The organism is Streptomyces sp. NPDC111507 (genome assembly GCF_055638955.1).
Genome location: NZ_JBVKBU010000006.1, coordinates 609,221 through 629,743, shown reverse-complemented (window position 1 = coordinate 629,743; position 20,523 = coordinate 609,221). Strand labels below are relative to the sequence as shown.

The window sequence follows — 20,523 nt, the reverse complement described above, 5'->3', positions numbered from 1 at the left end:
GGAAGCCATCAATACCCTCGCCGGCTACTACGGCGACCGCGTCACCGACCAGTAAGAACAGGTACGAGCACCGGGCTTACACAAAGAAAAAGACACTCCCCGATGGGGCCCGGTAGTCAACTACCCAGGCTCTCGAGACTCGGGCGGCGGCAGCAGGGACGGACTAGTCACGCTGGCGGACGAGGGACACAAGTCGAGCCGGGGCTCGGGGAGCGCGGTGGGCCAGCCGAGCTGCAGCTTCACGGCCTGGCCGCCAACGAGGGGGTCAGGGGAAATGGCCGCCTCGACCGCCGACACTCCTCGCGGCAGGCAGGCGATCATGGTCTCGGGGCCGGGACAGGTGGCGTAAGGTGGGGCAATCCGACGCGGGGTGGAGCAGCTCGGTAGCTCGCTGGGCTCATAACCCAGAGGTCGCAGGTTCAAATCCTGTCCTCGCTACTAAAACCTGAGGGGCCAGCACGAGTGCTGGCCCCTCAGGCGTGTCCAGCCGTGGGGCGTGCGGCGTTGCAGCACGCGCGCCGAACAGGCCGAACCGTGCCGTGGGCACGACGGGACGCCGGCACGCAGGGCGTCGCGCGGAGTGCAGCGCCGTCCGTCCAGCCGTGTGGGCCTCAGTTGCGCCGCAGAGACTTGATCTTCTGCCTGGCACTCGAGATGGCCTGTGCCAGATCCGCCCGGGCGGCCTCCTGCTTCACAGCCTGCACGAGCTGAGCCTGGTGGTCCGCAAGGGACACCTTGAGGGCGGGGGTCTGCGCAGGCAGGGCCGCGTCCAGGTAGTCGTCAACGCGCTCCACGACCTTGGCCAGCTCGGGGCGGATGGCCTCGATGTGGTCGGCAACTCCCCTGATCATGTTGCCGGTCTGGGAGACGTCCTCCATGTCCTCGGCCCGGCTGGGTTTCTTTGCCCTGCGGCACTGCGCCTTGTAGAGGTCGGAGAGCCACTGGTCGGGCTCGTCGTAGACGGTGTTCTCCGCGTCGGTCTTGCGGATCTGCTTCATCCAGGCGAAGACCTCCCTGTGGTGGAGGAGGCCGTACAGGGCGAGGGCTCCCATGAGAAAGCTGTGGCAGCAGCTTGCCATCACCGAGGGGCTGCCGGCCGAGGCGTTGCCTGCGGTGATCGAGGCGCTGTGCACGACCTCCCGCGCCTTCTACGGCGTCGACAATCGCGAGGAGGGATCACGCAAGGAAGAGTTTGGGCAGGGCGCCGCGGACGTTCTCGATCACGAAGGGCCGTCCGGTTGCTTCGAGGGCGGCGCGGGTCGGGTGCGGAATGCTCACTCATGGTCAACGGTTTCGTGGATGCCGTCCTCGGCACGCTGTGCTGCGGGGGCTGAACGGGCCGCGGCCCGTTCAGCTTTCCGGAATCCGGGACGCCGCGTGCGCGACAGCATGACCAGACCCCTGATGAGCGCCGCGCCGAAGAAGATGCTGAAGGACGCGGCGCCGGTGAGTAGACCCGCCGGCAGTCCGTGCGTGGTGACGACCCAGCCGAGCACGGGCGCCCCGACATCCTGTGGTACGAACGACCTGGACGCCAGGGGCCGCGTCTGCTCGGCTCTGCCTGGGTCGACGGTGGTCGGGATGGGAGCCCCCGCGGTTCCCAGCGACCACTGCACCGCCCAGGGCAAGGAGTTCTCTGGGGCCACAGTGGTCCAGCGATCGACCTGATAGGGATGAGGCCGCAGGTTCAAATCCTGTCAGCCGCACTGAGGCCACGGCCAGGGCCGGCCCCGTGCCAGCAGTCGCCTTGGAGCCGGTCGTGGCCGGGACAACTCAGCCCAGGTAGAAGTCCCTGCGGGCGGCCACGAACTCCTCGATCGACTGGGCGGGGACGCCCGTCACGCGCTTGACGTCGTCGGCCGTGCGGTCGTAGCGGTTGTCCCGGTGCAGCTGGGCCATGGTGGCGACGTGCTGTTGAAGATGCGGTGGCATCCCCAGCTTCGGGAGCTGGGCCTCCCATCGCTCCAGCGGCATGTCCACGTAGGACACCGGACGGCCGAGCGCCGAAGAGAATTCTGCGGCCAGCTCTGTCATGTCGACCGAGCGCGGCCCGGTCAGTTCGTAGACCTGCCCGATATGCGGAGTCGGATCACTCAGCACGGTGGCGATGACCCGGGCGACGTCGTCCACGGCGACCGGTGAGGTGCGTCCGGTGCCGAACGGCAGCGCGATCGTGCCGCTCTCCTGAATCGAACGCGCTGCCATCGTGGTGAACAGGGGAGTATCCAGGAACGCCGTCGGCCGGATGTGCACCACGGGCAGCCCCGACCAATTGAGGACCTGCTCAGCCAGCCAGTGCAGGCGCTGCTGGTGCGACTCCTCGGTGCTGATGGCGGTCATCTGTGACACCGTCATCTGCGACAGGTCGACTAGAGCCTCCAGATTCCCGTACTCCTTGGCAACGGAGGCCACCACGGTTGCCGCCAGCAGATGGTCCGACGACACGCGCATCGCGAAGTACATTCGGGTCACGCCCCGCAGCGCGGACGCTACCGTCTCGGGCTGGGTCAGGTCGCCGATGACGACCTCCGCACCGAGTGCCCGCAGCTCGGCCGAGCGCTCGTCCTCGCGGCGGACCATGAAACGCACCGGCACGTCCTGAGTACGCAGTTGCTCGAAGACCGTGCGGCCCACGCCGCCGGCCCCAGGGATGAGAACAAGGTTGTCGGCAATCATTAGTCGATCCTCTCGGAGTGATGGAATAACTGAGTTGAGGTGTGGTCAGGGCGTCAGCGGAGCTGTCGGCGAGCAGCCACAGCGCGGTCTCGATGACGGGGGTGTCCGCAGCGGCACTGCGGGAACGTCCCCACCGGACGGTCGCCTACGGTGTCTCGTGGGATGGTTCTGACAGCCGTTCGGCTCAGGCGGTCTGGCGCCGGGATGTATCGCGGCTGGCGGCCACTGCGGCGGCCTTGCCCGGTAGGAAGACCAGCACGACGACCGCGCCGACCAGGGCGACTGCTGCGGATCCTGCCGCGGTGATGTGCATCGCGTGGATGAAGGCGTCGTGCGCGGGCTGCACCAGGGGCCGGCCGGCCGGTCCCAGCTTCTCGGCGAGGGTCAGGGTCGCCTGGACGGATTCACCTGCCGCGTGCCGGTCGGAGGCGGGCAGCACGTTCAGGTGGCCGTCGATGCCGTTGCGGTAGGTGGTGGACAGCAGCGACCCCAGCACGGCGACGCCCATGGCCCCGCCGACCTGCCGGAAGGTGTTGTTGACCGCGGATCCGGAGCCGGCCTTCTCCCGCGGCAACGACGACATGATCATGACGGTGGCGGGCGGCATCACATGGGCCATCCCTGTGCCCATCAGGAAGAACAGCACCTCCAGTACCCAGATGGGGGTGTCCTGGCCGAGCAGCAGGAAGCCGGCGAAGGCCACGGCGGTCAGGACGAGGCCGGAGGCGCACACGGCTCGGGCGCCGAAGCGGTTGACGACCAGGCGGGCCCGCGGGGCGAAGAACATCTGGGAGACGGCCAGTGGCAGCACGAGCAGACCGGACTGCAGGACGCTGTAGCCGCGCACGCTCTGGTTGTAGAAGACGCTGAAGAACGTGACGCCCATGAGGGCGAAGAAGACCAGGCCGATGGCGGCAACCGAGGCGGAGAACCGCCGGTTGCGGAAGTAGGTGACGTCGAGGGCCGGATGGTCGCTGCGGGCCTCGTACACCACGAAGCCGGCGAGGACCGCCAGGCCACCCAGGATCGTCGCCCACGCTTGGGGCCGGGTGAAGTCGCCCAGCTGGCCGCCCTTGATGATGCCGTAGACCAGCACCGCCAGACCGACGATCGACAGGAGCACACCGACCGGGTCGAGCCTGCCGGGCCTGGGATCCTTGGAGTCGGGGACGATCGCCACCATCGCGACCAGCGCGGCGACCACGATCGGCACATTGACCAGGAAAACCGAGCCCCACCAGAAGTGCTCCAGCAGAACACCGCCGGCGATCGGGCCGGCGGCTATGGCGAAACCGACCACACCGGTCCAGATGCCGATGGCCTTGGGCTGCTCCTCGGGCTCGAAGACGTTCATGATGATCGCGAGGGTGGCAGGCAGGATGAAGGCACCGCCGAAGCCCATCACGGCGCGGAAGGTGATGAGCTGCCCGGAGGAGTCCGACAGCGCGGACAGCACGGATCCCACACCGAACACGGCCATGCCGAAGAGCAGCACCTTCTTGCGGCCGAGCCGGTCACCCAGCAGGCCCGCGGTAAAGAGCAGCCCGGCGAAGACAAGCGTGTAGGAGTTGACCGCCCACTCCAGCTGGCTCTGGGTGGAGCCGAGTCCGGTGGGAGCAGGCTGGGCGATGGTCTTCATCGCCACGTTGAGGATCGAATTGTCCAGCATCACCACCAGGAGACTGAACGAGAGCACGGTCAGGATGGCCCAGCGCCGACGATGGACCACCTCGGAAACCCTTCGCCGCTGGGCGGATGGCGCGGGCGTCGAGGAGTCGGCGGGTGTGGGTGGTGATGCCACGGGGGTCTCCAGTGCTGTCGATGATTCTGCGGTTGCCGGGCGGAGGCCGTCGGCCTCGGAGGCGGGAGGCAGCGCATGGCCCTGTCTGACCCGCGGGTGGCCTCGTCGGCAAAATAGATGTCGCAGTCAGACTAAACACGGGATAGGATAGATTACAAGTGACAGTTATTTGAGGAGAGTGATCCCGTGGGCCGCGTGTCCAAGGCGCAAGCAGAGGAAAACCGGCAGCACGTCGTGGCCACCGCGTCCCGGATGTTCCGCGAAAAAGGCACCGCGGTCAGCATCGCCGACCTGATGAAGGCCTCCGGGCTCACCCACGGCGCGTTCTACAAGCAGTTCGCCTCCAAGGAGGACCTGGTCGACAGGGCCATCGCCCACGCCTTCGAGAATCCGGAGGCGCACTCGCCAGCGGGCATCGAGGAGCACGCAGGGGACCGCGAGGCCGCCCGCCGGACGCTGATCGAGCAATACCTCTCGATCTGGCACCGTGATCACGCCGGGGACGGCTGCCCTGTCTCCGGATTCGCCGCCGACCTGGGGCGCGAACCCGACCAGGCCGCCCGCTCCCAGAACATCTACATCAGCGGGGTACGGAACCGCGCCGCCCGGCTGGCCACCGGCGACGACGACGGCATGGCCCAGCTCTGCACCATGGTCGGCGCCCTCGTCCTCGCCCGCGCCACCCGGGGCGACCCGATCTCCGAAGAACTGCTGCAGGCCGCGCGCACGGCTCTCACCAAGAGCGGCACCGGGCAGTGCGAACCGCAGCACCGTACGGACTGACCGAAGCCGACTGACAGTACAGGCCACCGCCCGGACAGGAGACCCGCATTAACCACCTCGGCGCGGAGGTCGAATTCATCGAGCAGGTCAACGCAGCCCCTGACAAGAGGATGAGCGCCTGCCGGGCCCCCACTCTGGGCTCGCCTGCGTTCCCGCTCGCCCTCGAACCGCCTTGTCCACTTTTGGTAAAGCCGCTGGATGCACCCGCTGATGACGCCGGTCCGCGTTACCCGGCCACGCGTGCCATACGCGCGCCAGATCGTGCAGGGAACCACGGGGAACACCGGGGAATCAACTCATCCGCCAAACAGGCGTTGAACCCTTCCGCCCCAGGTCAGCCCAGTGGTGAGCCCTGGATCAACTCAGCTTCCGCGTCAGGGGCGCCATCGGGCCGAGCGCGGTGACGAACCACACCGGCAGCAGTTCCGTGCCGCCGAGCGCGTCGGAGAGCCGGCTGCGCAGCCGAAGCCGCAGCTTCGTAGTCGCCCGCTGGCCCGCGTCAATCGCCTTGGCGTTCTTCGCGCGCAGGGCGTTGTGCGCCTCCAGTTTTGGCCGGGCCGCCGTGCCGCTCCCGCCAGTCGTGCTCGCGCGCGATCATGACAAGCGGTTCGTCGACGGGCGGGGCCTGTCTTGCGGGCGTCAGCATCTTCGCCAGCGACGAGCCGAACACCTGGGGCCCGGCGAACACCTCGGCCGTCAGCTTCAGCGTGAGCGGCTACAAGGAGCGTGACTGGTCGCCGACTGGCCCGGTCTCATCGACGTGGCGGGTGATCTATGGCAGGCCCGCGCGGCGTCCAGGTGGTCATCACTCGTCCGTGTCAGGCCAGGACGCGAGAACCCGCCCCTCCTGCTCGTCAACGAGGACGATGCGGGCCGCTTCGACGTTGCCGTGCTTACCGATCCACAGCGTGAACATGCCGTCCGCCGTGTCCCAGCTGCCCCACCAGCCTTGCATCACCGGCCGGGCGCCGGTGTACAGGGTGAGGTGATACCGCTCGTCGCCCATCACGCCAGCCTGATCCCGCGGCGGCGGCCCGGCTCCCGGACGATCGCGTTCTTCGACTCCAGCTCCCCCAGCTGGTAGTGCACGGAGGCGCGACTGCGCATGCCGACCCGCTCCCCGATCTCCTGCACGGTCGGCGCCTCGCCATGTTCGGTGATGGCCTCGCGGATATAGCGGAGGATGCGCTCCTGGGTGTCGGTGAGGTAGGCGACGCGGTGTCTGGCCATGACTCGATTAGAGCGTGCGTTCGAATTATGGTGCAAGCTGGACGCGTGCACGATCTGCCGCCCGACCTGCCCAGACTCCGCACCCTGGAGACCTGGCTCACCCACACCCTCGACCGGGTCCGGCAGCAGATCGCAGCAGCCGAGCAGCGGGATGCCGAGCGCCGACACGGCGAACAGGTCCGGCCCCCCGAGCCCGACTGGCTCATCGAGCAGGGCCTTGACGGGCGGCAAGCCGTGTACGTCCACGTCGGCGGCTGCCACATGGCAGGCAAGCGCAGCAGGGGAGTTCAGCGGGACCACGCCCTCCGGGCGCTCGCCGACGGAGTGGACGCATGCCCGCACTGCCGGCCCGATTCGGAACTCGGCTACCTGGAATGACCTGCGCAGACGTGTATCCAGACCGTCCGAGTGAGAAGCTGGGACCGTGCCCGAGAGTATGTCGGTGCTGATACACCCGCCGCAGCCGGACGGCGGCCGGCAGGTGATGATCCGCGGCGAGCCAGTCGGCACGGCGTATCACCAGCTGGACCTGGTCGAGCTCATGCGCCTCGCAGGCCTACCTGAGGCGGATACGACGATCGACGACCCCGAACTCATCGACTGGCGCGGTGGCGGCCCCGAGGAATGGACGGCGCCAGGGTGATCTGTCGCCCTAGGCGCTGCGCGGTTTCCGGCCCGTCGCCTTCTTGGACGAATTCTTCGCAGCGGTCTTCTTGGCGGGCTGCTTCTTCGCCGCCTTCTTGGCCGCAGGCTTCCTGGGCATGTCGTGGACGGTGGCGTCCTTGCCGCGTGCGGTCCGGGCCTTGGTAACGGACTCCTGGAGGGCGGCCATCAGGTCCACGACCTCCCCGGTCGGCGCCTCCCGCTCGGGCGCCTCCGGGGGTTCGTGCCCTTCGCGCTTCGCCTCGATGAGCTGTTCCACGGCCTCGGTGTACTGGTCGGTGAACTCTTCGCCTTCGAGGTCGTCGCGGGTCAGGCGGTCGATCAGGAGCTCCGCTTCGGCGATCTCCTCGTCGGTGAGCTCCACCGCGCCGGGCGCCAGCGCGGACGGGTCGCGGATCTCGTCGTCCCACCGCATCGCATGCAGCACGATCACGCCGTCACGGACCCGCAGCAGGCCCAGGCGTTCGCGTCCGCTCCAGGCGAACCTGGCGACCGCCACCTTCGACGACCGCTCGAGCGCCTGCGCCAAGAGCTTGTACGGCTCCGCCGCGACCTGCCCGTCCGGCTGCAGGTAGTACCCGTCCCCCACCCGGATCGGGTCGATGCTCTCCGCCGGCATGAACGCCACCAGCTCGATAGCCTTCGCCGTCGGCAGCGGCATCTCTTGCAGCTCCTCGTCGAGCACCGGGACGATCGTGTCCTTGGACAGCTCGCAGCCCTTCCCGATTTCGCTCTGTGCGACCTCGCGGTCCTCCAGCGAGCAGTACTTCCGGACGCGGACGCGGGCCATGTCGGCGAGGTGAACCTGGTGGAATCGGACGCTGTGATCCTCAGTGGCGCTCACAACGTGGATGGTCGTGGACGTTGGAGTAGGAGCCGTCCTGGATGTAGACCGGGGCGGCGCTGACGTCCGGCATCCGCCGGGCGAGGCGGGTCCAGTCCTCGTCGGTCATGGTGCCGGAGCGCATGTGGTGCAGCGCGACGCGGGCTTCGGCGGACAGGATCCGCATGCCGATCTCGTTGCGGTCGGCTTCGAGAGAGAACACGGCGCTGGGCAGGGCGTTTTTGATGCTGGCCGAGCGGACGAAGTCGAGAGCGAGGGTGGACTTGCCCATGGCGGGGCGGGCGGCGATGACGATCAGCTGGCCGGGGTGGAGGCCTCCGGTGAGGGAGTCCAGGTCGGTGAAGCCGGTGGGTACCCCGGGCAGGCTCGCGTTGCGGCCGCCGGTCGCCTCGATCCAGTCGAGGGTGTCCTCCATGACGTCGCCGAGCGGGCTGGCCGGCGGGAGCAGGGGGCGCCGGGTCGTGGCGGCGAAGATCTCCGCCTGTGCCTCGTCGGCGATGCGCTCTACGGCGTCCGGGTCGGCGTCGGATGCCAGGTTCTCGATGTGGATCGCGGCGATCTTGGTGCGGCGCAGCATGGCCACGTTCTGCACCCGGTCGGCGTTGATCTGCCAACTCCGCGCAGATGAAGGCCCGTTGACGAGGTCGGTGACGTAGGCGGATCCGCCGCACTTGTCGAGGCTGCCCTGCTGGGTGAGGCGAGCGGCCACGGCGAGCGGGTCGGTGGTCTCGCCCCGCCCGTACAGGTCGAGGATCGTCGTGTAGATCAGATCGTGGGCGGGCCGGTAGAAGTCATGCCCGTGGAGGGTGTCGACGAGGTCAGCGATCGCGTCCTGGGACAGCAGCATCGCCCTCAACACCCCCTTCTCCGCTTCGAGATCGTGCGGGTGGTGCAGTGCGGCGTCGTTGTCGTCGCTGGTCACCCCGGTCCCCTCTCCCCATGTTCATTTCCCAGGTCCCGCTCGGTCCCGCTCGCTGCGGCGCGCGGCATCGGATCAGCCTAACCACGGCCCGGCCCGCATGATCACGATTTCGGCCTGCTTACCCCCGGAGGCTGAACTGCTCAGGTTCACAGGGGAGTTGACGCGCCTTCCGGTTCAGAGCCGCCTCGATGGCGCGATCGGGCCGCACTGCCGTCGGCTCCAGCGGTGTGTGTGGGCTGTGCGGCGTCGGGGGTGGCGGCAGGACCGTGGAAGAGGCCCGCTTCACCACGCGGATATGGCGCACAGTGCCCGCACCGAGCACGTCGTTGAGCCTCTGCGTGAGACGGTCCGCCAGGAGCCGGGTCTGGGTCAGCCAGGCCTCCGTGGCGCTGGCCAGGGTGAGCGTCCCGGTCTCGGAGTCGAAGGCGGTGGGGATCACGTGCTTGGCCAGGGGGCCGGCCCCCAAATGCCGGTCCGGCAACGGCGAGGCCTCGGACACCGAACGCCAGGCTGGCAGCAGCGAGGTCCCGGACGCGGAGAACAGGTCGAGCAAGGCTTGCGCGAGGAGGACCGGCGGGGTCCGTCCCCGTACGCGCCGGCGGCGGCTGGCAGGGGCGCGCTCGGTGAAGCGGCCACGCCGGGCGTCCTCACGAGCCCGGCGCAGGGCCAGTACCGCCAGATCAACGCGTGCCTCGCTGTCCGGGCGCTGCTGGTCGTTCAAAGTAGAGTGTCCAGCGGAAGCCGTGGCGGGGGCCGGTCGTGCCAACGGTGATCCCGGCATGGGGACTGAGAACCCATCGATCCCTACGAGCAGGTCGTGGGGTAACTGCGCGAGGCGGCTGAGAAATTATCGAAGAGTTCGTTCATCATCGGCGACGGTGCGCTGGGGTCCCGGCGCTGGAGCACGGTGGCCGATCCGCGGGGGCGACCTGTTCGGGGTCCGCGTGTGGCTGCATCGGCTGTCGGATGAACAAATCCGGGATCGGTGGAGGTGGTACGCCCCGGTTCTGGTGGAGTCGGGCTGCTGGACAGTTGACTCCCCATCAGCCCCGGAACGGTTCGGCATTCCGTTCGTCCTGCACATAGGGGCCGCGTGGGAACACCTGCCACAGGAACTTGGCTTCGGCTCGGGCATGACTTGCTGGCGCCGGTTGGCTGAGAGGACCGAAGCGGGTGCGTGGTCCCGGCTGCACCAGGTCATCACCACCCTGGAGCCCTTCGGACTGGGCCTGTCGAGCTGAAGCGGAAGACGAAAGCGTGCGGGCTCAAGGGGCTCCATCGCAGTGAGGCCCGCCGGGGCGACGCCCATACTCATGAACCGCTCCGGGTCTGACGGAGGCGGTTACCGTGTGTGTTTCGGACAGGCGGAGGCGCTGATCGCCTCAGGTACCGGAGGTCGGTTCATGCAGGTCGACAGGCCCGGGCAGGCGGGCGGCCTCCTGGCGGAGATGTGTGCCGCGGTGCAGGAGCGGCTGGTACCACTGGCTGCGGAGATCGCGGACGCCATCGTGGCCGAGACTCCCCACTATGCGGCGGGGCTGCCGACGCACACCGATCTGCAGGTGACGGTGCGGGAGTTCGCGGGTGCCGAGCTGGAGGCGATCGCCGTCGGGCGGGGCGCGGTGGCGGCCGAGCTGGCGGCGGCCCGCGAACACGGGGCACGGCGCGCCCGCCAGGGGACGGCCGTCGAAGACGTGATCACCGGCTTCTACGTCGGCTACCGCGCACTGTGGCGTGAGCTGGTCGCTCTGGCGCAGGGACCCGCGGCAGCCGAGGCGCTGCTGGTGGGGGCCGAGACCTCGATGGCGTGGATGCTGGAGATCACCACCGCGCTGTCCACCGGCCATCACGACGCGCGGGTGGGACGAGACGCCCTGCTGGCCGGCGGGCGGCTGCGGCTGCTGAACCTGGCGAGCGGGACGGGTGAGGGAACGGGAGGCGGGGACGCACGGGAGCTGCGGAGCGCGGCGGAGCAGGCCGGGTTCGATCCCGGCGGCGAGTTCCGGGCCTGGGTGGCCCCGACGGTGCAAGGGCCGGGGGAACCACCGAAGTTGCAGGAAGGCAAGGTGGCACGGGTGCAGGCACGCCTCGATCTCCTGCCCGGGACGTACGCGGTCGGGCAGGAGCCGGGGGCCGTACTGGTCCTCGTACAGGGCGGGAACCTTGATCCAGTTGCAGGCGTGCTCGGTGAGCAGGGGTTGGCCTGTGCGGCCGCCGGGCTGGCCCGGACCGGTCGCTACGCGGCACGGGAGAGCCTGCAGGACGCTCGGGCGGCGGCCGCCGTGGCGCGGGGGCGGCCCGGGCGGTGGACGTTCGCGGAGTTGTGGCCGTTGGCGCTGGCCGACGAGTCGGGTGAGCGGCTGGAGCCGCTGATCGGACCGGTTGTCGCGGTGGCTCGTAGTCATCCCCACCTGGCCGAGGCGGTCCGGGCCTTCGCCGATCACGGGTTCACGGTGAGTTCCGCCGCCCGGGCGCTGAGCGTCCATCCCAACACGCTGTCGTACCGGCTGGAACGGTGGCAGGAGCTGACCGGCGTGGAGGTGCGGACCGTCGCGGGTCTCGTGGCCTCCCGTACCGCGGTGGAGCTGGTCGGCGCAGCTGCTGAGGATGACCACCGCCGACTGGAGGACGGCAACACCGGCTCGACGAAATCACGGAATCCCACGGCCTAGATTCGGGGATCCACCGATGGCCGGGCGCGGGCGGGCGGCGGCAGTCTGTGAGTGCGCGGCACGGGACCGCCGCGCCACCCTCTCCGAGCCATTCCCGTCCGGGAGCCCTTTCGTCTGCCGGAACCGCGGGACCCTTTCCCCTCCGCCAGGGAGCCGCCATGCCCACAGACCGTCCGCCGTCGCAGCCGGCCACATTGTGCGCCGCGTTCCAGCACACCCTCACCCAGGTCGACCAGACCGCTCCGGCACTGCGCACCAGCGGCGGAGGCACGACCTTCTCCTGGGACGAGTACGGCGACACCGTACGGCGACTGGCCGCGGGCCTCGCCGCGTACGGCATACGGCGGGGCGACACCGTAGCTCTGATGACGGCCAACCGGACCGAGGCGACCCTGTGCGACGTGGCCGCCCTGCACCTGGGAGCCGCGGCGTTCTCCGTCTACGCGACGCTGACGCCCGATCAGATCACCCACATCCTGGACGGCGCACGGCCCCGGCTCGTGGTGTGTGAGCCCGGCTTCATGGCCGCGCTCACGGCGGCGGGTGCTGACCTCACCGACCTCGTGGTCCTGGACTCCGGTGCGCCCGGCGCCCGTTCCTGGTCCGCCCTGCTGGCGGCGGGGGACGCGAACACCGGCTTCGACTTCGAGGTGGTCTGGCGCGCGGTCGACCCCGACGACCTGGCCACCCTGATCTACACCTCAGGTACCACCGGCCCCTCCAAGGGCGTGGAGCTGACCCACCGCCAGCTCCTCGCGCAGGTGGACGCGGTGCCCACGATGTGGCCCATGGACGCCACGGACAGCATCATCTCCTTCCTGCCCACCGCCCACATCGCCGACCGCCTGTTCAGCCTGTACATCCCGCTCTCGCGCGGCGTCGAGGTCACGTTCCTGGCCGACATGCGCGCCGTGGCCGGCGCGCTGCGGGAGACGCGGCCGACGGTGTTCGGGGCCGTCCCCCGGGTCTACGAGAAACTCAAGGCCGCGGTGGAAGCGATGCTCGCGGCCGAGGCCGACCAGGCGCGCCGTGAGCAGACCGGGCAGGCCCTCCGGCTGGGGCATCGGATCGTCGCCATGCGCCAGCGCGGCGAGAGAGTCGCTGCCTCCGATCTTGCGGCGTATGCCGAGGCCGACGCGGCCGTGCTCGCCCCGATCCGGAGGCTGCTCGGACTGGACCGGGTCCGCTGGGCGGGGTGCGGCGCGGCGCCGGTCGCCCCGCAGGTCCTGGAGTTCTTCCTGGCCCTCGGCGTGGAGATCTGCGAGGGCTGGGGGATGTCCGAGGTGGCCGGCATGGGCTTCCTCACTCCGCCGGGCGAGCAGCGCCTGGGGGCGGTGGGCCGGGCGGTGCCGGGCCTGGAGGCGCGGCTCGCTCCTGACGGGGAACTGCAGGTGCGCGGACCGATGGTGATGCGCGGCTACCGGGGACTGCCCGATCAGACCCGCGAGGCGCTCTCGCCGGACGGCTGGCTGAGCACCGGTGACATCGCCGAGATCGACGACGACAGCTACGTACGGATCGTCGACCGGAAGAAGGAACTGCTGATCAACGCGGCCGGCAAGAACATGTCCCCGGTCGCCATCGAACTCGCCGTCCGCTCCGCCGATCCGCTGATCGGCCCGATGGTGGCCCTGGCCGACGGCCGCCCGTACACCACCGCCCTGATCACCCTCGACCCCGACACGGCCCGCAGCATCGCTCCCGGGCTCGGACTCGCCGATGCCGCCCCGGACGTTCTGGCCGCCGATCCGCGGATCCTGGCCCGCGTCGCCGACGCCGTCGACGTCGGCAACAAGCGCCTCTCACGAGTGGAGCAGATCAAACGGCACGTCGTGCTGCCGTACTTCTGGGAGGCCGGCGGTGACGAACTGACCCCCACCGTCAAGATCCGCCGCCGGAACGTGAGCGCCAAGTACTCGGCCTTCATCGACGAGTTGTACGCGGCGGAGATGACGGAGCCCGCTCGCGGGCAGGCCGACGGAGAGTGACACCCGTGAGCGCATCACCGCGCGGCGTCCGCCTTGATGCGCTCCAGGGCGTCGTTGAAACCGTCGGTGGTGACGCTCGATCCGGCGAGGCGGTCGAGGTGGATGTCATCGATGTGCTTGCCGGCGACGACGCTGGGGACGGCTTTCGCGAAGCGCTTTTGGTACCAGCGTGAGACGAAGCCCTTGGCGTGGGGTGTGACGCTGACGTCGGAGACGACGCCCTCGGTCAGGGTGAGGAAGACGGTGATGTGGGAGGGGAGGCTGCCGTACCAGCCGGTGGCACTGTATTCGCCGTTTTGATACATGGGGTTCCTGTTCGGACGTACTGATGGTGCGTTGCTGGGAATGGTCTGCCGGTCAGGTGAAGAGTTCGCCGACGAAGTCGGGGGAAGCCTCGACGCGGCCGTCCGATCTCACCCGGACGTAGGTGAAGCGGTGGGCGGCGGCGAGGCGGTGGGGCTCGATGAAGAACAGGGCGGTCGCCAGGGCGTCGGCCACGGCCGCGTCGTCGGCGATGGCCCAGGTGGCGAGGACGTCACCGGTCGGCAGGCCGGTGCGGCCGTCGAGGACGTGGTGCAGGCCGGGTCCCCAGGCGCGCCGGTTGGTGGCGGAGGCGCACAGGGACTGCCGGTGCAGCTGGGCGACGCCGATCACACGGTCGGGGGCGAGGGGGTGTTCCAGCCCCACACGGAGCAGGTCCGAGCCGCTGTGGCGCAGGTCGCCGCCGGCATCGATGACGAACCGGCCGGTGCCGGCGTCCCGCAGCAGCCCGGCCACGATATCGACGAGGTGGCCCTTGCCCGCGGCACCGACGTCGATCACCAGGGGGCGGTCGGTCGTGAGCGTGGTGCCGTCTCGGACGACGTCGGCATGCCATGACGGGCGGGTGCGGGCGTGCCGGGCACGGACGGGGGCCGGCGCGGGGGTGAGGGTGTAGGTGCTGTCGTAACCGAGGAGTTCGAGGTCGCGGCCGACGAGGGGGTCGACGGCGCCGTCGGTGAGGTCGGCGAGACGGTCGTAGAGGTCGAACAGGGAGCGGCTGTCCTCGGGGAAGGTGAACCGGCCACCGGTGGGGGCGGCGGCGATGAGTGAGACGAGCGAGTCGGGCCGGAACCGGGAGTACACGGCGTCGAAGTCCTCGATACGACGGCGCAGGCTGCGCCGCAGATCGGTGTCGAGGGGGGTGTCTGTCTCGATGCGCCAGTGCGTTCCGATGGCGTCGAAGGCGAACGTCGGTCGGCTGTCGTGCCCGAGCGGGGTCGGGCTTGTACCGCGGCCGGTGTGGATCACGGGTTTTCACCTCCGTCGTGGGTGCCGGGCGTGCGATGGGAGGGGAATCCACGCCCTCTTTCGTCGCACCTGCCAGCCTGGTCGCCACGCTCACCGCGTGGCAGGCCGTGCTGTACCGGGCAGCGGTGTTCCGTGCTGTGACACGGCACCCCTGAGGCCTCGAAGGAAGACCGGTCCTGACACCAGCGGCAACTGCCGTCAGCGGTGAGCACCTGCCGCAACGCAAAGGACGCGCCTCGAACGAGGTGAACGCCCTGTCAGGCTGCCCGGGCCGGTCGGCTGCATGGTCCTGTTGACCGTCGCGGATCTCGTCCGGGTTCCGGTGGTACCACGACAGCAGCTGCTGCGGTCCGTATGAGGTGTCGTGGCCTGCGTGCTCGGCTGCCCGCCGGCTGTTCTTCCGGCCCGTCGGGCCGAGCAGGCCGCGCGCGCAGTCCCGCATCCGCCGCCCCGGCTCGACACGGCTGAACCGCCCTCCCACCCGCAGCGGCAACGACTTCGAGTCGGCATCACCCTGACGAACCGTCAAGCAGCCGGAGCACGAAACGGCTCCTTCAGCGTGGCCGTTGATCACATGACGGCATCACCGTCAGCAACGCACGGAGCGTGCATGGTGCTTGAGGACGTGCAGAGCCCTCCCGAGTGCCGTAGGCAGCCACGAAGAGGTCGGCGGGCCGACCGATCACCTTGCCTGTCGGACCCGTCCAGCGACAGGCCGTGCTGTGCCACGGAACGATATGCCGCGGAGTGACAGGGCACCCCACCCAGCCGCACCCGACCTGTACCGTCCACCTCTGTAGTTGAGCGGCGGTTCCTCAACGGCCGTTCTACGCGCGATGACTGGCGTCCCGCACCGCCCTTCCCCACCCCCCACTCCATGGAGGAATGCCGGATGCTCATCCTCACGAAGTCCCGCCACAGATTCACCACCGCGCTCACCGCGCTCGGCCTGCTGCTCGGGGCTGCCGCGATCCAGACGTCCAACGCGTCCCCGGCCCATGCGGTGCCCCCGTACCGCGTCCTGTTCGACAACGCTCACGCCGAGACGGCCGGCAACGCCGACTGGATCATCTCCACCAGCCAGCCGAACCCGCTGAACCAGGACTCCTCCCCGTCCACCGAGAGGGACTGGACCGGCGCCCTCTCCTCCTGGGGTGTGGCCTTGCAGCAGACCGGCGACTACCCCACGCTGAACACGCTGCCTTCGGGCTCCAGGCTGACGTACGGCGGTTCGGCCGCGACCGACCTGTCCAACTTCGACACGCTGGTGCTGCCCGAACCCAACACCCTCTTCACTGCCGCCGAGAAGACGGCGATCATGACGTTCGTGCGGAACGGCGGCGGCCTGTTCATGATCTCCGACCACACCGGGGCCGACCGCAACAACGACGGCTACGACGCGGTCGAGATCCTCAACGACCTGATGACGAACAACAGCGTCGACTCCACCGACCCGTTCGGTTTCTCCATCGACTCGCTGAACATCAGCTCCGGCTATCCCGCGGCGATCAGCGACAGCACCAACCCGGTCCTGCACGGCCCCTTCGGCACCGTCACCAGGAGCCTCATCGCCAACGGCACGACCGCCACGCTCCGGCCCGCCGACAACTCCGCCGTCAGGGGCCTGCTCTACCGCTCCGGTTACTCCGGCAACACCGGCGCCTTCTTCGCGACCAGCACCTTCGGCAGCGGCAAGGTCGCTTTCTGGGGCGACAGCTCGCCGATCGACGACGGCACCGGCCAGTCCGGCAACACCCTGTACGACGGCTGGAACGACACCGGCGCCACCAACGCCGCGCTCGCCCTCAACGCCACCGAGTGGCTCTCTTCGTAAGCAGGTCGGGCAGGTGAACGGCCGAGCCCGCGTCCCACCGTGCATGCGCACACCAGGGGCGCGGGCTCAGGACTGTCCAGTCGGCGCCAAGCGTGGATGAACCTGATTCTGTCGGCTTGGTCGCCGCCGCAGCCTTCGGCGTGCCGGCCGACCCGACGGCCTTGGGGCAACGAAGGGGGCGGTCGCGAGTCGGGCGGTGGCGCGCAGCCCGGCAAGGACGACGCCAAGGGGGACGGTCGACCGGCGGCAGGGCAGTGGCGGCGGAAACCGCCAGGCCGGAGGGAATGCGCACGAGGACGGCTGGGGGCGGTCGCACACGGAGCATGAAATGTTGTGCACATGTCATATCTTTGTGTACATGTCATATCTCCGTTACGCACCACCAGTCCGCCGGAAACGCGGCGGCGACAGGATTCGCCTTGGCTTTCCCGCCAACGTTCCCTCACCGCAAGGGAGTTCCCATGTCCCGATTGGGCAGCGCCTTCCTGTCGCGCAGTATCTACGCGCGTCAACGGCTCGGCTTCATAGCCGCGCTCTCCGCACTCATCGCCCTGATCGGCCTCTTCGGCCCGGCCACCCAAGCCCAGGCCGCGCTCCCCACACCGGTCAGCGCCGCCACCGCCCGCACCTACCTCGCCTCCCTCACCACCGCGACCGAGGTCAGGACCGGCTACGACCGGGACCTGTTCCCGACCTGGATCACCATCAGCGGCACCTGCAACACCCGTGAGTACATCCTCATGCGGGACGGTACGAACGTCGTCACCAACTCCGCCTGCACCGCCACCAGCGGCTCCTGGTACTCCCCCTACGACGGCGCCACCTGGACCGCCGCCTTCGACGTCGACATCGACCACCTGGTGCCGCTCGCGGAGGCCTGGGACTCCGGTGCCCGCAACTGGACCACCGCGCAGCGTCAGGCCTTCGCCAACGACGTGACCCGCCCGCAGCTCCTCGCCGTCACGGACAACGTGAACCAGGCCAAGGGCGACCAGGACCCGGCGACCTGGATGCCGTCCCTCACCTCGTATCGCTGCACGTACGTCCGCGCCTGGGTGCAGGTGAAGTACTACTACAACCTGTCGGTCGACACCGCCGAGAGGTCCGCGCTCACCAGTTACCTGGCCAACTGCTGACCGCCCCGCTCCCCCCCCCTCGCGGTGAGGGGCGCAGCGAAGGCCCTTGATACCGCCGAGGAACAACCCTGCCTTCCCTCCGTCCGTCCGTAGTCTTACGAACCGCGACTGCGACCGTGCCGGAGGGGAGGCGCACCCTTATACGCTCCGGGGCGTCGGGTTCGCCGCCCCGGAGGCCCCTCGACCGACACCACCTCGCCGTCCGCGGGGCCACTGTCATCACCGTCAGTGCCCTCGCTCCGGACGCAACAGCACCCCCACCGTGTCGACGACCAGCGCCACACCGCACGGAGGCACCACATGTCCGCGCGCTTCACCACTCACGCGGCTTGACGGACAGCAACAGGAATCACCGTGTCCGGCCGTAATACTCACAGCGTGGCAGGCCGCGCTGTACCGGGCAGCGGTGTTCCGTGCTGTGACACGGCGCCCCACGGACCCGCCATGCAGGTCAGGGCGGGGTGAGACTGAACGGTATGACGAACGAGCAGCAGAGCGGCGGCGGGGGTACCGAGCTGGGGCGCTTCCTGCGGGCACGCCGCGCCCAGGTGACCCCCGCGCAGGCGGGCCTGCCACCCGGTGCCGGCCTGCGCCGCACGCCTGGCCTGCGTCGGGAGGAGCTGGCCACGCTGGCCGGGATGAGCATCGACTACTACGCCCGTCTGGAGCGCGGCAAGGAGATGCGCCCCAGTCCTGCCATCGTCGATGCCCTGGCCCGCGTTCTCCTGCTGGAGGAGGACGAGCGCGAGCACCTGCACAGCCTGGTCGTACACGCCGCCCGAACCGCGTCCGGAGCCGCCTCGGAGGGCCCGTCGGTCCCCGTCAGCCGGACGGTGCCGGTGCCGTCCGGGGCGCTCATGCTGCTGGAGAGCATGCGGCCCAACCCCGCGGCGGTGGTCGGCCGCACCAATGACGTGCTGGCCTGGAACCCGGCCGCACCGCAGCTGCTCGTCGGGATGGAGGACTGGCCGGCGAAGCAGCGCAACTACACCCGCTACCTCTTCCTCCAGCCTGCCGCTCGCGACCTCTACGACGACTGGGACAACCAGGTCCGCGGCTGCATAGCCCAGCTGCGCGCGCTGGCCGGTACCGACCCCGACGCGCCCGACCTGGCCCGGATCGTCGGTGAACTCCTCCTGAAGAGCCCGGAGTTCGCCCGCCTGTGGGAGCGCTACGACGTGAAGGGGCACTCCCGCGGGCTCAAGACCGTCCATCACCCGGAGGTCGGCGACCTCACCCTCGGTCACCAGTCCATGCAGCTGGAGGGCACGCCCGGCCACCGCGTCCTCATGTTCTTCGCCGAGCCGGGAACTCCCGACCACGACGCGGTCGTCCTCCTGGATCTGCTCGGGCAAGAGCGCGTCCCGAAGGGCACGGCCCCTGGCGGCGGGCCGTCGGCATCCTCCTCGGACGAAGCCGGATCAGCCCTCTGACCTGCACCGCAGACACTTGGGGTGCCCTGTCACACCACGGCTCCGGACTCCACGCCACGGCAGGGCCTGCCACTCGGAGACCGGGACGACGAGGCTGATGGCCTACCGGCGACGCCGGTAGCTATCCGTCCGTCGGTGTCCCCGGCACAGACGGACGAGTGACGGGGACCGGACCGTGGGCGCGCGCACGTCCGGGAACCCCGCACTACGCCGGCCAAGCCACGCACCACAGAGAACCTGGAACGAAGAGGACCTGCACATGGAACGAGTGACTTTCCAGAACAAGGGCAACACGGTAGTCGGCAACCTGTTCAGGCCCGCCGGCTTCGAGCAGGGCACGAAGTACCCCGCGATCGTGGTGACCCACCCGTTCGGCGCCGTCAAGGAGCAGGTCTCCACGACCTACGCGAAGCTGCTGGCCGAACAGGGCTTCGTCACCCTGGTCTTCGACGCCTCTTACCAGGGCGAGAGCGGTGGCGAGCCGCACTTCTCGGAGTTCCCCTCGGCGCGTACCGAGGACATCCGCCGCGCGGTGGACTTCCTCAGCAACCGCTCCGAAGTGGACCCGGAGCGCATCGGCGCGCTGGGCATCTGCGCGGGCGGCGGCTACACGGTCAACGTGTCGCAGACCGAGCTGCGCATCAAGGCCGTCGCCGGCGTGAGCACCTTCAACATCGGCTCCGCGCGCCGGGACGGCGTCGGCCCGCTCGGCAAGCAGTCGGCGGAGTACCGCACCGACCTGCTCAAGCGGTCGGGCCAGGCCCGCACGCGCGAGGAGGCCGGCGGGGAGGTCGAGATGTTCTCCCTGATCGCCGACAACCCCAGGTTCGACATGAACGACCTGTCGACGATCCCGATGATGTACCAGGAGGGGTACAAGTACTACTCCGAGATCGACCCCAACCCCCGGTTCATGGGGACGTTCGCCCTCTCCAGCCTGAGCCAGCAGATGGCGTTCTTCCCGTTCGAGGGCATCGAGCTGATCTCCCCGCGCCCGCTGCTGCTGATCGCCGGCTCCGAGGCCGACACCCTCTACATGAGCGAGGACGCGATCGGGAGGGCGCAGGAGCCGAAGGAACTCTTCGTCCTTGACGGCGCCAGCCACATCGACCTGTACTGGAACCCCGAGTACGTCCCGCAGGTCGCCGAGAAGCTCACCGCGTTCTTCGCGAAGCACCTGTGACCGTCTGACGTATGCGAGAAGGAGTGGGGCATTCGCCCCACTCCTTCTGTCGTTGTCCGGGCAGTCGG

At 69.3% G+C, this 20,523-nt stretch carries 20 protein-coding genes, 1 tRNA gene and 2 pseudogenes; 11 read left to right on the top strand and 12 right to left on the bottom strand.

The genetic code is table 11. The annotated features are described in order from the left end of the window. Positions 1-364: 364 nt before the first annotated feature. Positions 365-438 (top strand) — tRNA-Met (locus ACZ7M2_RS27065). 173 nt (positions 439-611) lie between these two features. Here the strand turns inward: ACZ7M2_RS27065 and ACZ7M2_RS27060 are convergent. The 5 genes and pseudogenes from ACZ7M2_RS27060 to ACZ7M2_RS27040 form a co-directional block, all read right to left on the bottom strand. Further along, on the bottom strand, positions 612-1,133 hold the full coding sequence (locus tag ACZ7M2_RS27060; protein ID WP_471597455.1) for a hypothetical protein: 522 nt from the start codon (positions 1,131-1,133) through the stop codon (positions 612-614). A 55-nt stretch (positions 1,134-1,188) separates the two neighbouring features. Then, positions 1,189-1,263, bottom strand: a pseudogene (locus tag ACZ7M2_RS27055) (SAM-dependent methyltransferase); the annotation flags it as partial. A gap of 11 nt (positions 1,264-1,274) precedes the next feature. Further along, positions 1,275-1,496: a hypothetical protein gene (locus ACZ7M2_RS27050; protein ID WP_471597454.1), complete on the bottom strand. Its 222-nt coding sequence runs from the start codon at positions 1,494-1,496 to the stop codon at positions 1,275-1,277. A 277-nt stretch (positions 1,497-1,773) separates the two neighbouring features. Further along, positions 1,774-2,676, bottom strand: coding sequence for an NmrA family NAD(P)-binding protein (locus ACZ7M2_RS27045; protein ID WP_471597453.1), 903 nt, complete (start codon positions 2,674-2,676; stop codon positions 1,774-1,776). A 184-nt stretch (positions 2,677-2,860) separates the two neighbouring features. After that, positions 2,861-4,477, bottom strand: a complete 1,617-nt coding sequence (locus ACZ7M2_RS27040; RefSeq protein ID WP_471597452.1) for an MFS transporter — start codon at positions 4,475-4,477, stop codon at positions 2,861-2,863. Positions 4,478-4,663: 186 nt separating this feature from the next. Here ACZ7M2_RS27040 and ACZ7M2_RS27035 point away from each other — a divergent pair, with 186 nt between their 5' ends. Continuing rightward, positions 4,664-5,260 (top strand): TetR/AcrR family transcriptional regulator, encoded by a 597-nt coding sequence (locus ACZ7M2_RS27035; RefSeq protein ID WP_471597451.1) that lies wholly within the window; start codon positions 4,664-4,666, stop codon positions 5,258-5,260. Between the two features lie 805 nt (positions 5,261-6,065). Here ACZ7M2_RS27035 and ACZ7M2_RS27030 read toward each other — a convergent pair. Then, entirely contained in the window at positions 6,066-6,266 is a 201-nt protein-coding gene (locus tag ACZ7M2_RS27030) for a hypothetical protein (protein WP_471597450.1), read from the bottom strand. Continuing rightward, positions 6,266-6,490, bottom strand: coding sequence for a LexA family protein (locus ACZ7M2_RS27025; protein ID WP_471597449.1), 225 nt, complete (start codon positions 6,488-6,490; stop codon positions 6,266-6,268). Before ACZ7M2_RS27025 ends, ACZ7M2_RS27030 begins: the two co-directional genes overlap by 1 nt. Positions 6,491-6,535: 45 nt before the next feature. Between ACZ7M2_RS27025 and ACZ7M2_RS27020 the strand changes: the two genes are divergently transcribed. Then, complete coding sequence (locus tag ACZ7M2_RS27020) at positions 6,536-6,868, top strand: DUF6233 domain-containing protein (protein ID WP_471597448.1); 333 nt, start codon at positions 6,536-6,538, stop codon at positions 6,866-6,868. 46 nt (positions 6,869-6,914) lie between these two features. Continuing rightward, positions 6,915-7,133 carry a hypothetical protein gene (locus ACZ7M2_RS27015; RefSeq protein WP_471597447.1) on the top strand — a complete coding sequence of 73 codons (219 nt, stop codon included), beginning with the start codon at positions 6,915-6,917 and terminating at the stop codon, positions 7,131-7,133. Positions 7,134-7,142: 9 nt separating this feature from the next. Here the strand turns inward: ACZ7M2_RS27015 and ku are convergent, their stop codons facing one another. From ku to ACZ7M2_RS27000, 3 genes are all read right to left on the bottom strand, one after another. Beyond that, positions 7,143-8,006, bottom strand: coding sequence for a non-homologous end joining protein Ku (gene ku, locus ACZ7M2_RS27010; RefSeq protein ID WP_471597481.1), 864 nt, complete (start codon positions 8,004-8,006; stop codon positions 7,143-7,145). Further along, a complete protein-coding gene (locus ACZ7M2_RS27005; RefSeq protein WP_471597446.1) occupies positions 7,984-8,919 on the bottom strand; it encodes a replicative DNA helicase in 936 nt (311 codons plus the stop codon). The genes ku and ACZ7M2_RS27005 overlap by 23 nt, the downstream gene beginning before the upstream one ends. Before the next feature lie 118 nt (positions 8,920-9,037). Beyond that, positions 9,038-9,640: a DciA family protein gene (locus ACZ7M2_RS27000; RefSeq protein ID WP_471597445.1), complete on the bottom strand. Its 603-nt coding sequence runs from the start codon at positions 9,638-9,640 to the stop codon at positions 9,038-9,040. Between the two features lie 340 nt (positions 9,641-9,980). On the opposite strand from ACZ7M2_RS27000, the pseudogene ACZ7M2_RS26995 reads away from it, so the two are divergent. The 3 genes and pseudogenes from ACZ7M2_RS26995 to ACZ7M2_RS26985 form a co-directional block, all read left to right on the top strand. After that, a pseudogene (locus ACZ7M2_RS26995) lies at positions 9,981-10,121 on the top strand (transposase); the annotation flags it as partial. Positions 10,122-10,322: 201 nt separating this feature from the next. Beyond that, the gene (locus ACZ7M2_RS26990) at positions 10,323-11,591 is read left to right on the top strand and encodes an RsbRD N-terminal domain-containing protein (protein ID WP_471597444.1); all 1,269 of its coding nucleotides are present in this window, start codon (positions 10,323-10,325) and stop codon (positions 11,589-11,591) included. Between the two features lie 158 nt (positions 11,592-11,749). Further along, positions 11,750-13,579, top strand: coding sequence for an AMP-binding protein (locus ACZ7M2_RS26985; RefSeq protein ID WP_471597443.1), 1,830 nt, complete (start codon positions 11,750-11,752; stop codon positions 13,577-13,579). A 14-nt stretch (positions 13,580-13,593) separates the two neighbouring features. Here the strand turns inward: ACZ7M2_RS26985 and ACZ7M2_RS26980 are convergent, their stop codons facing one another. Then, positions 13,594-13,884, bottom strand: a complete 291-nt coding sequence (locus ACZ7M2_RS26980) for a hypothetical protein (protein ID WP_471597442.1) — start codon at positions 13,882-13,884, stop codon at positions 13,594-13,596. 52 nt (positions 13,885-13,936) lie between these two features. Then, positions 13,937-14,869, bottom strand: a complete 933-nt coding sequence (locus tag ACZ7M2_RS26975; RefSeq protein ID WP_471597441.1) for an FAD:protein FMN transferase — start codon at positions 14,867-14,869, stop codon at positions 13,937-13,939. 892 nt (positions 14,870-15,761) lie between these two features. Between ACZ7M2_RS26975 and ACZ7M2_RS26970 the strand changes: the two genes are divergently transcribed. From ACZ7M2_RS26970 to ACZ7M2_RS26955, 4 genes are all read left to right on the top strand, one after another. After that, positions 15,762-16,703 carry a hydrolase gene (locus ACZ7M2_RS26970; protein ID WP_471597440.1) on the top strand — a complete coding sequence of 314 codons (942 nt, stop codon included), beginning with the start codon at positions 15,762-15,764 and terminating at the stop codon, positions 16,701-16,703. Between the two features lie 461 nt (positions 16,704-17,164). Next, positions 17,165-17,839, top strand: coding sequence for an HNH endonuclease family protein (locus ACZ7M2_RS26965; protein ID WP_471597439.1), 675 nt, complete (start codon positions 17,165-17,167; stop codon positions 17,837-17,839). A 476-nt stretch (positions 17,840-18,315) separates the two neighbouring features. Further along, on the top strand, positions 18,316-19,272 hold the full coding sequence (locus ACZ7M2_RS26960) for a helix-turn-helix transcriptional regulator (RefSeq protein ID WP_471597438.1): 957 nt from the start codon (positions 18,316-18,318) through the stop codon (positions 19,270-19,272). Between the two features lie 259 nt (positions 19,273-19,531). Beyond that, positions 19,532-20,455: an alpha/beta hydrolase gene (locus ACZ7M2_RS26955; RefSeq protein WP_471597437.1), complete on the top strand. Its 924-nt coding sequence runs from the start codon at positions 19,532-19,534 to the stop codon at positions 20,453-20,455. The last annotated feature ends 68 nt before the right edge of the window (positions 20,456-20,523 follow it).

Coding starts and splice junctions, on each gene's coding strand:
- ACZ7M2_RS26955 (WP_471597437.1), top strand. CDS start 19,532: ATGGAACGAGTGACTTTCCAGAACAAGGGCAACACGGTAGTCGGCAAC.
- ACZ7M2_RS26985 (WP_471597443.1), top strand. CDS start 11,750: ATGCCCACAGACCGTCCGCCGTCGCAGCCGGCCACATTGTGCGCCGCG.
- ACZ7M2_RS26960 (WP_471597438.1), top strand. CDS start 18,316: ATGACGAACGAGCAGCAGAGCGGCGGCGGGGGTACCGAGCTGGGGCGC.
- ACZ7M2_RS27045 (WP_471597453.1), bottom strand. CDS start 2,676: ATGATTGCCGACAACCTTGTTCTCATCCCTGGGGCCGGCGGCGTGGGC.
- ACZ7M2_RS26980 (WP_471597442.1), bottom strand. CDS start 13,884: ATGTATCAAAACGGCGAATACAGTGCCACCGGCTGGTACGGCAGCCTC.
- ACZ7M2_RS26970 (WP_471597440.1), top strand. CDS start 15,762: ATGCTCATCCTCACGAAGTCCCGCCACAGATTCACCACCGCGCTCACC.
- ACZ7M2_RS27025 (WP_471597449.1), bottom strand. CDS start 6,490: ATGGCCAGACACCGCGTCGCCTACCTCACCGACACCCAGGAGCGCATC.
- ACZ7M2_RS27030 (WP_471597450.1), bottom strand. CDS start 6,266: ATGGGCGACGAGCGGTATCACCTCACCCTGTACACCGGCGCCCGGCCG.
- ACZ7M2_RS26990 (WP_471597444.1), top strand. CDS start 10,323: ATGCAGGTCGACAGGCCCGGGCAGGCGGGCGGCCTCCTGGCGGAGATG.
- ACZ7M2_RS26965 (WP_471597439.1), top strand. CDS start 17,165: ATGTCCCGATTGGGCAGCGCCTTCCTGTCGCGCAGTATCTACGCGCGT.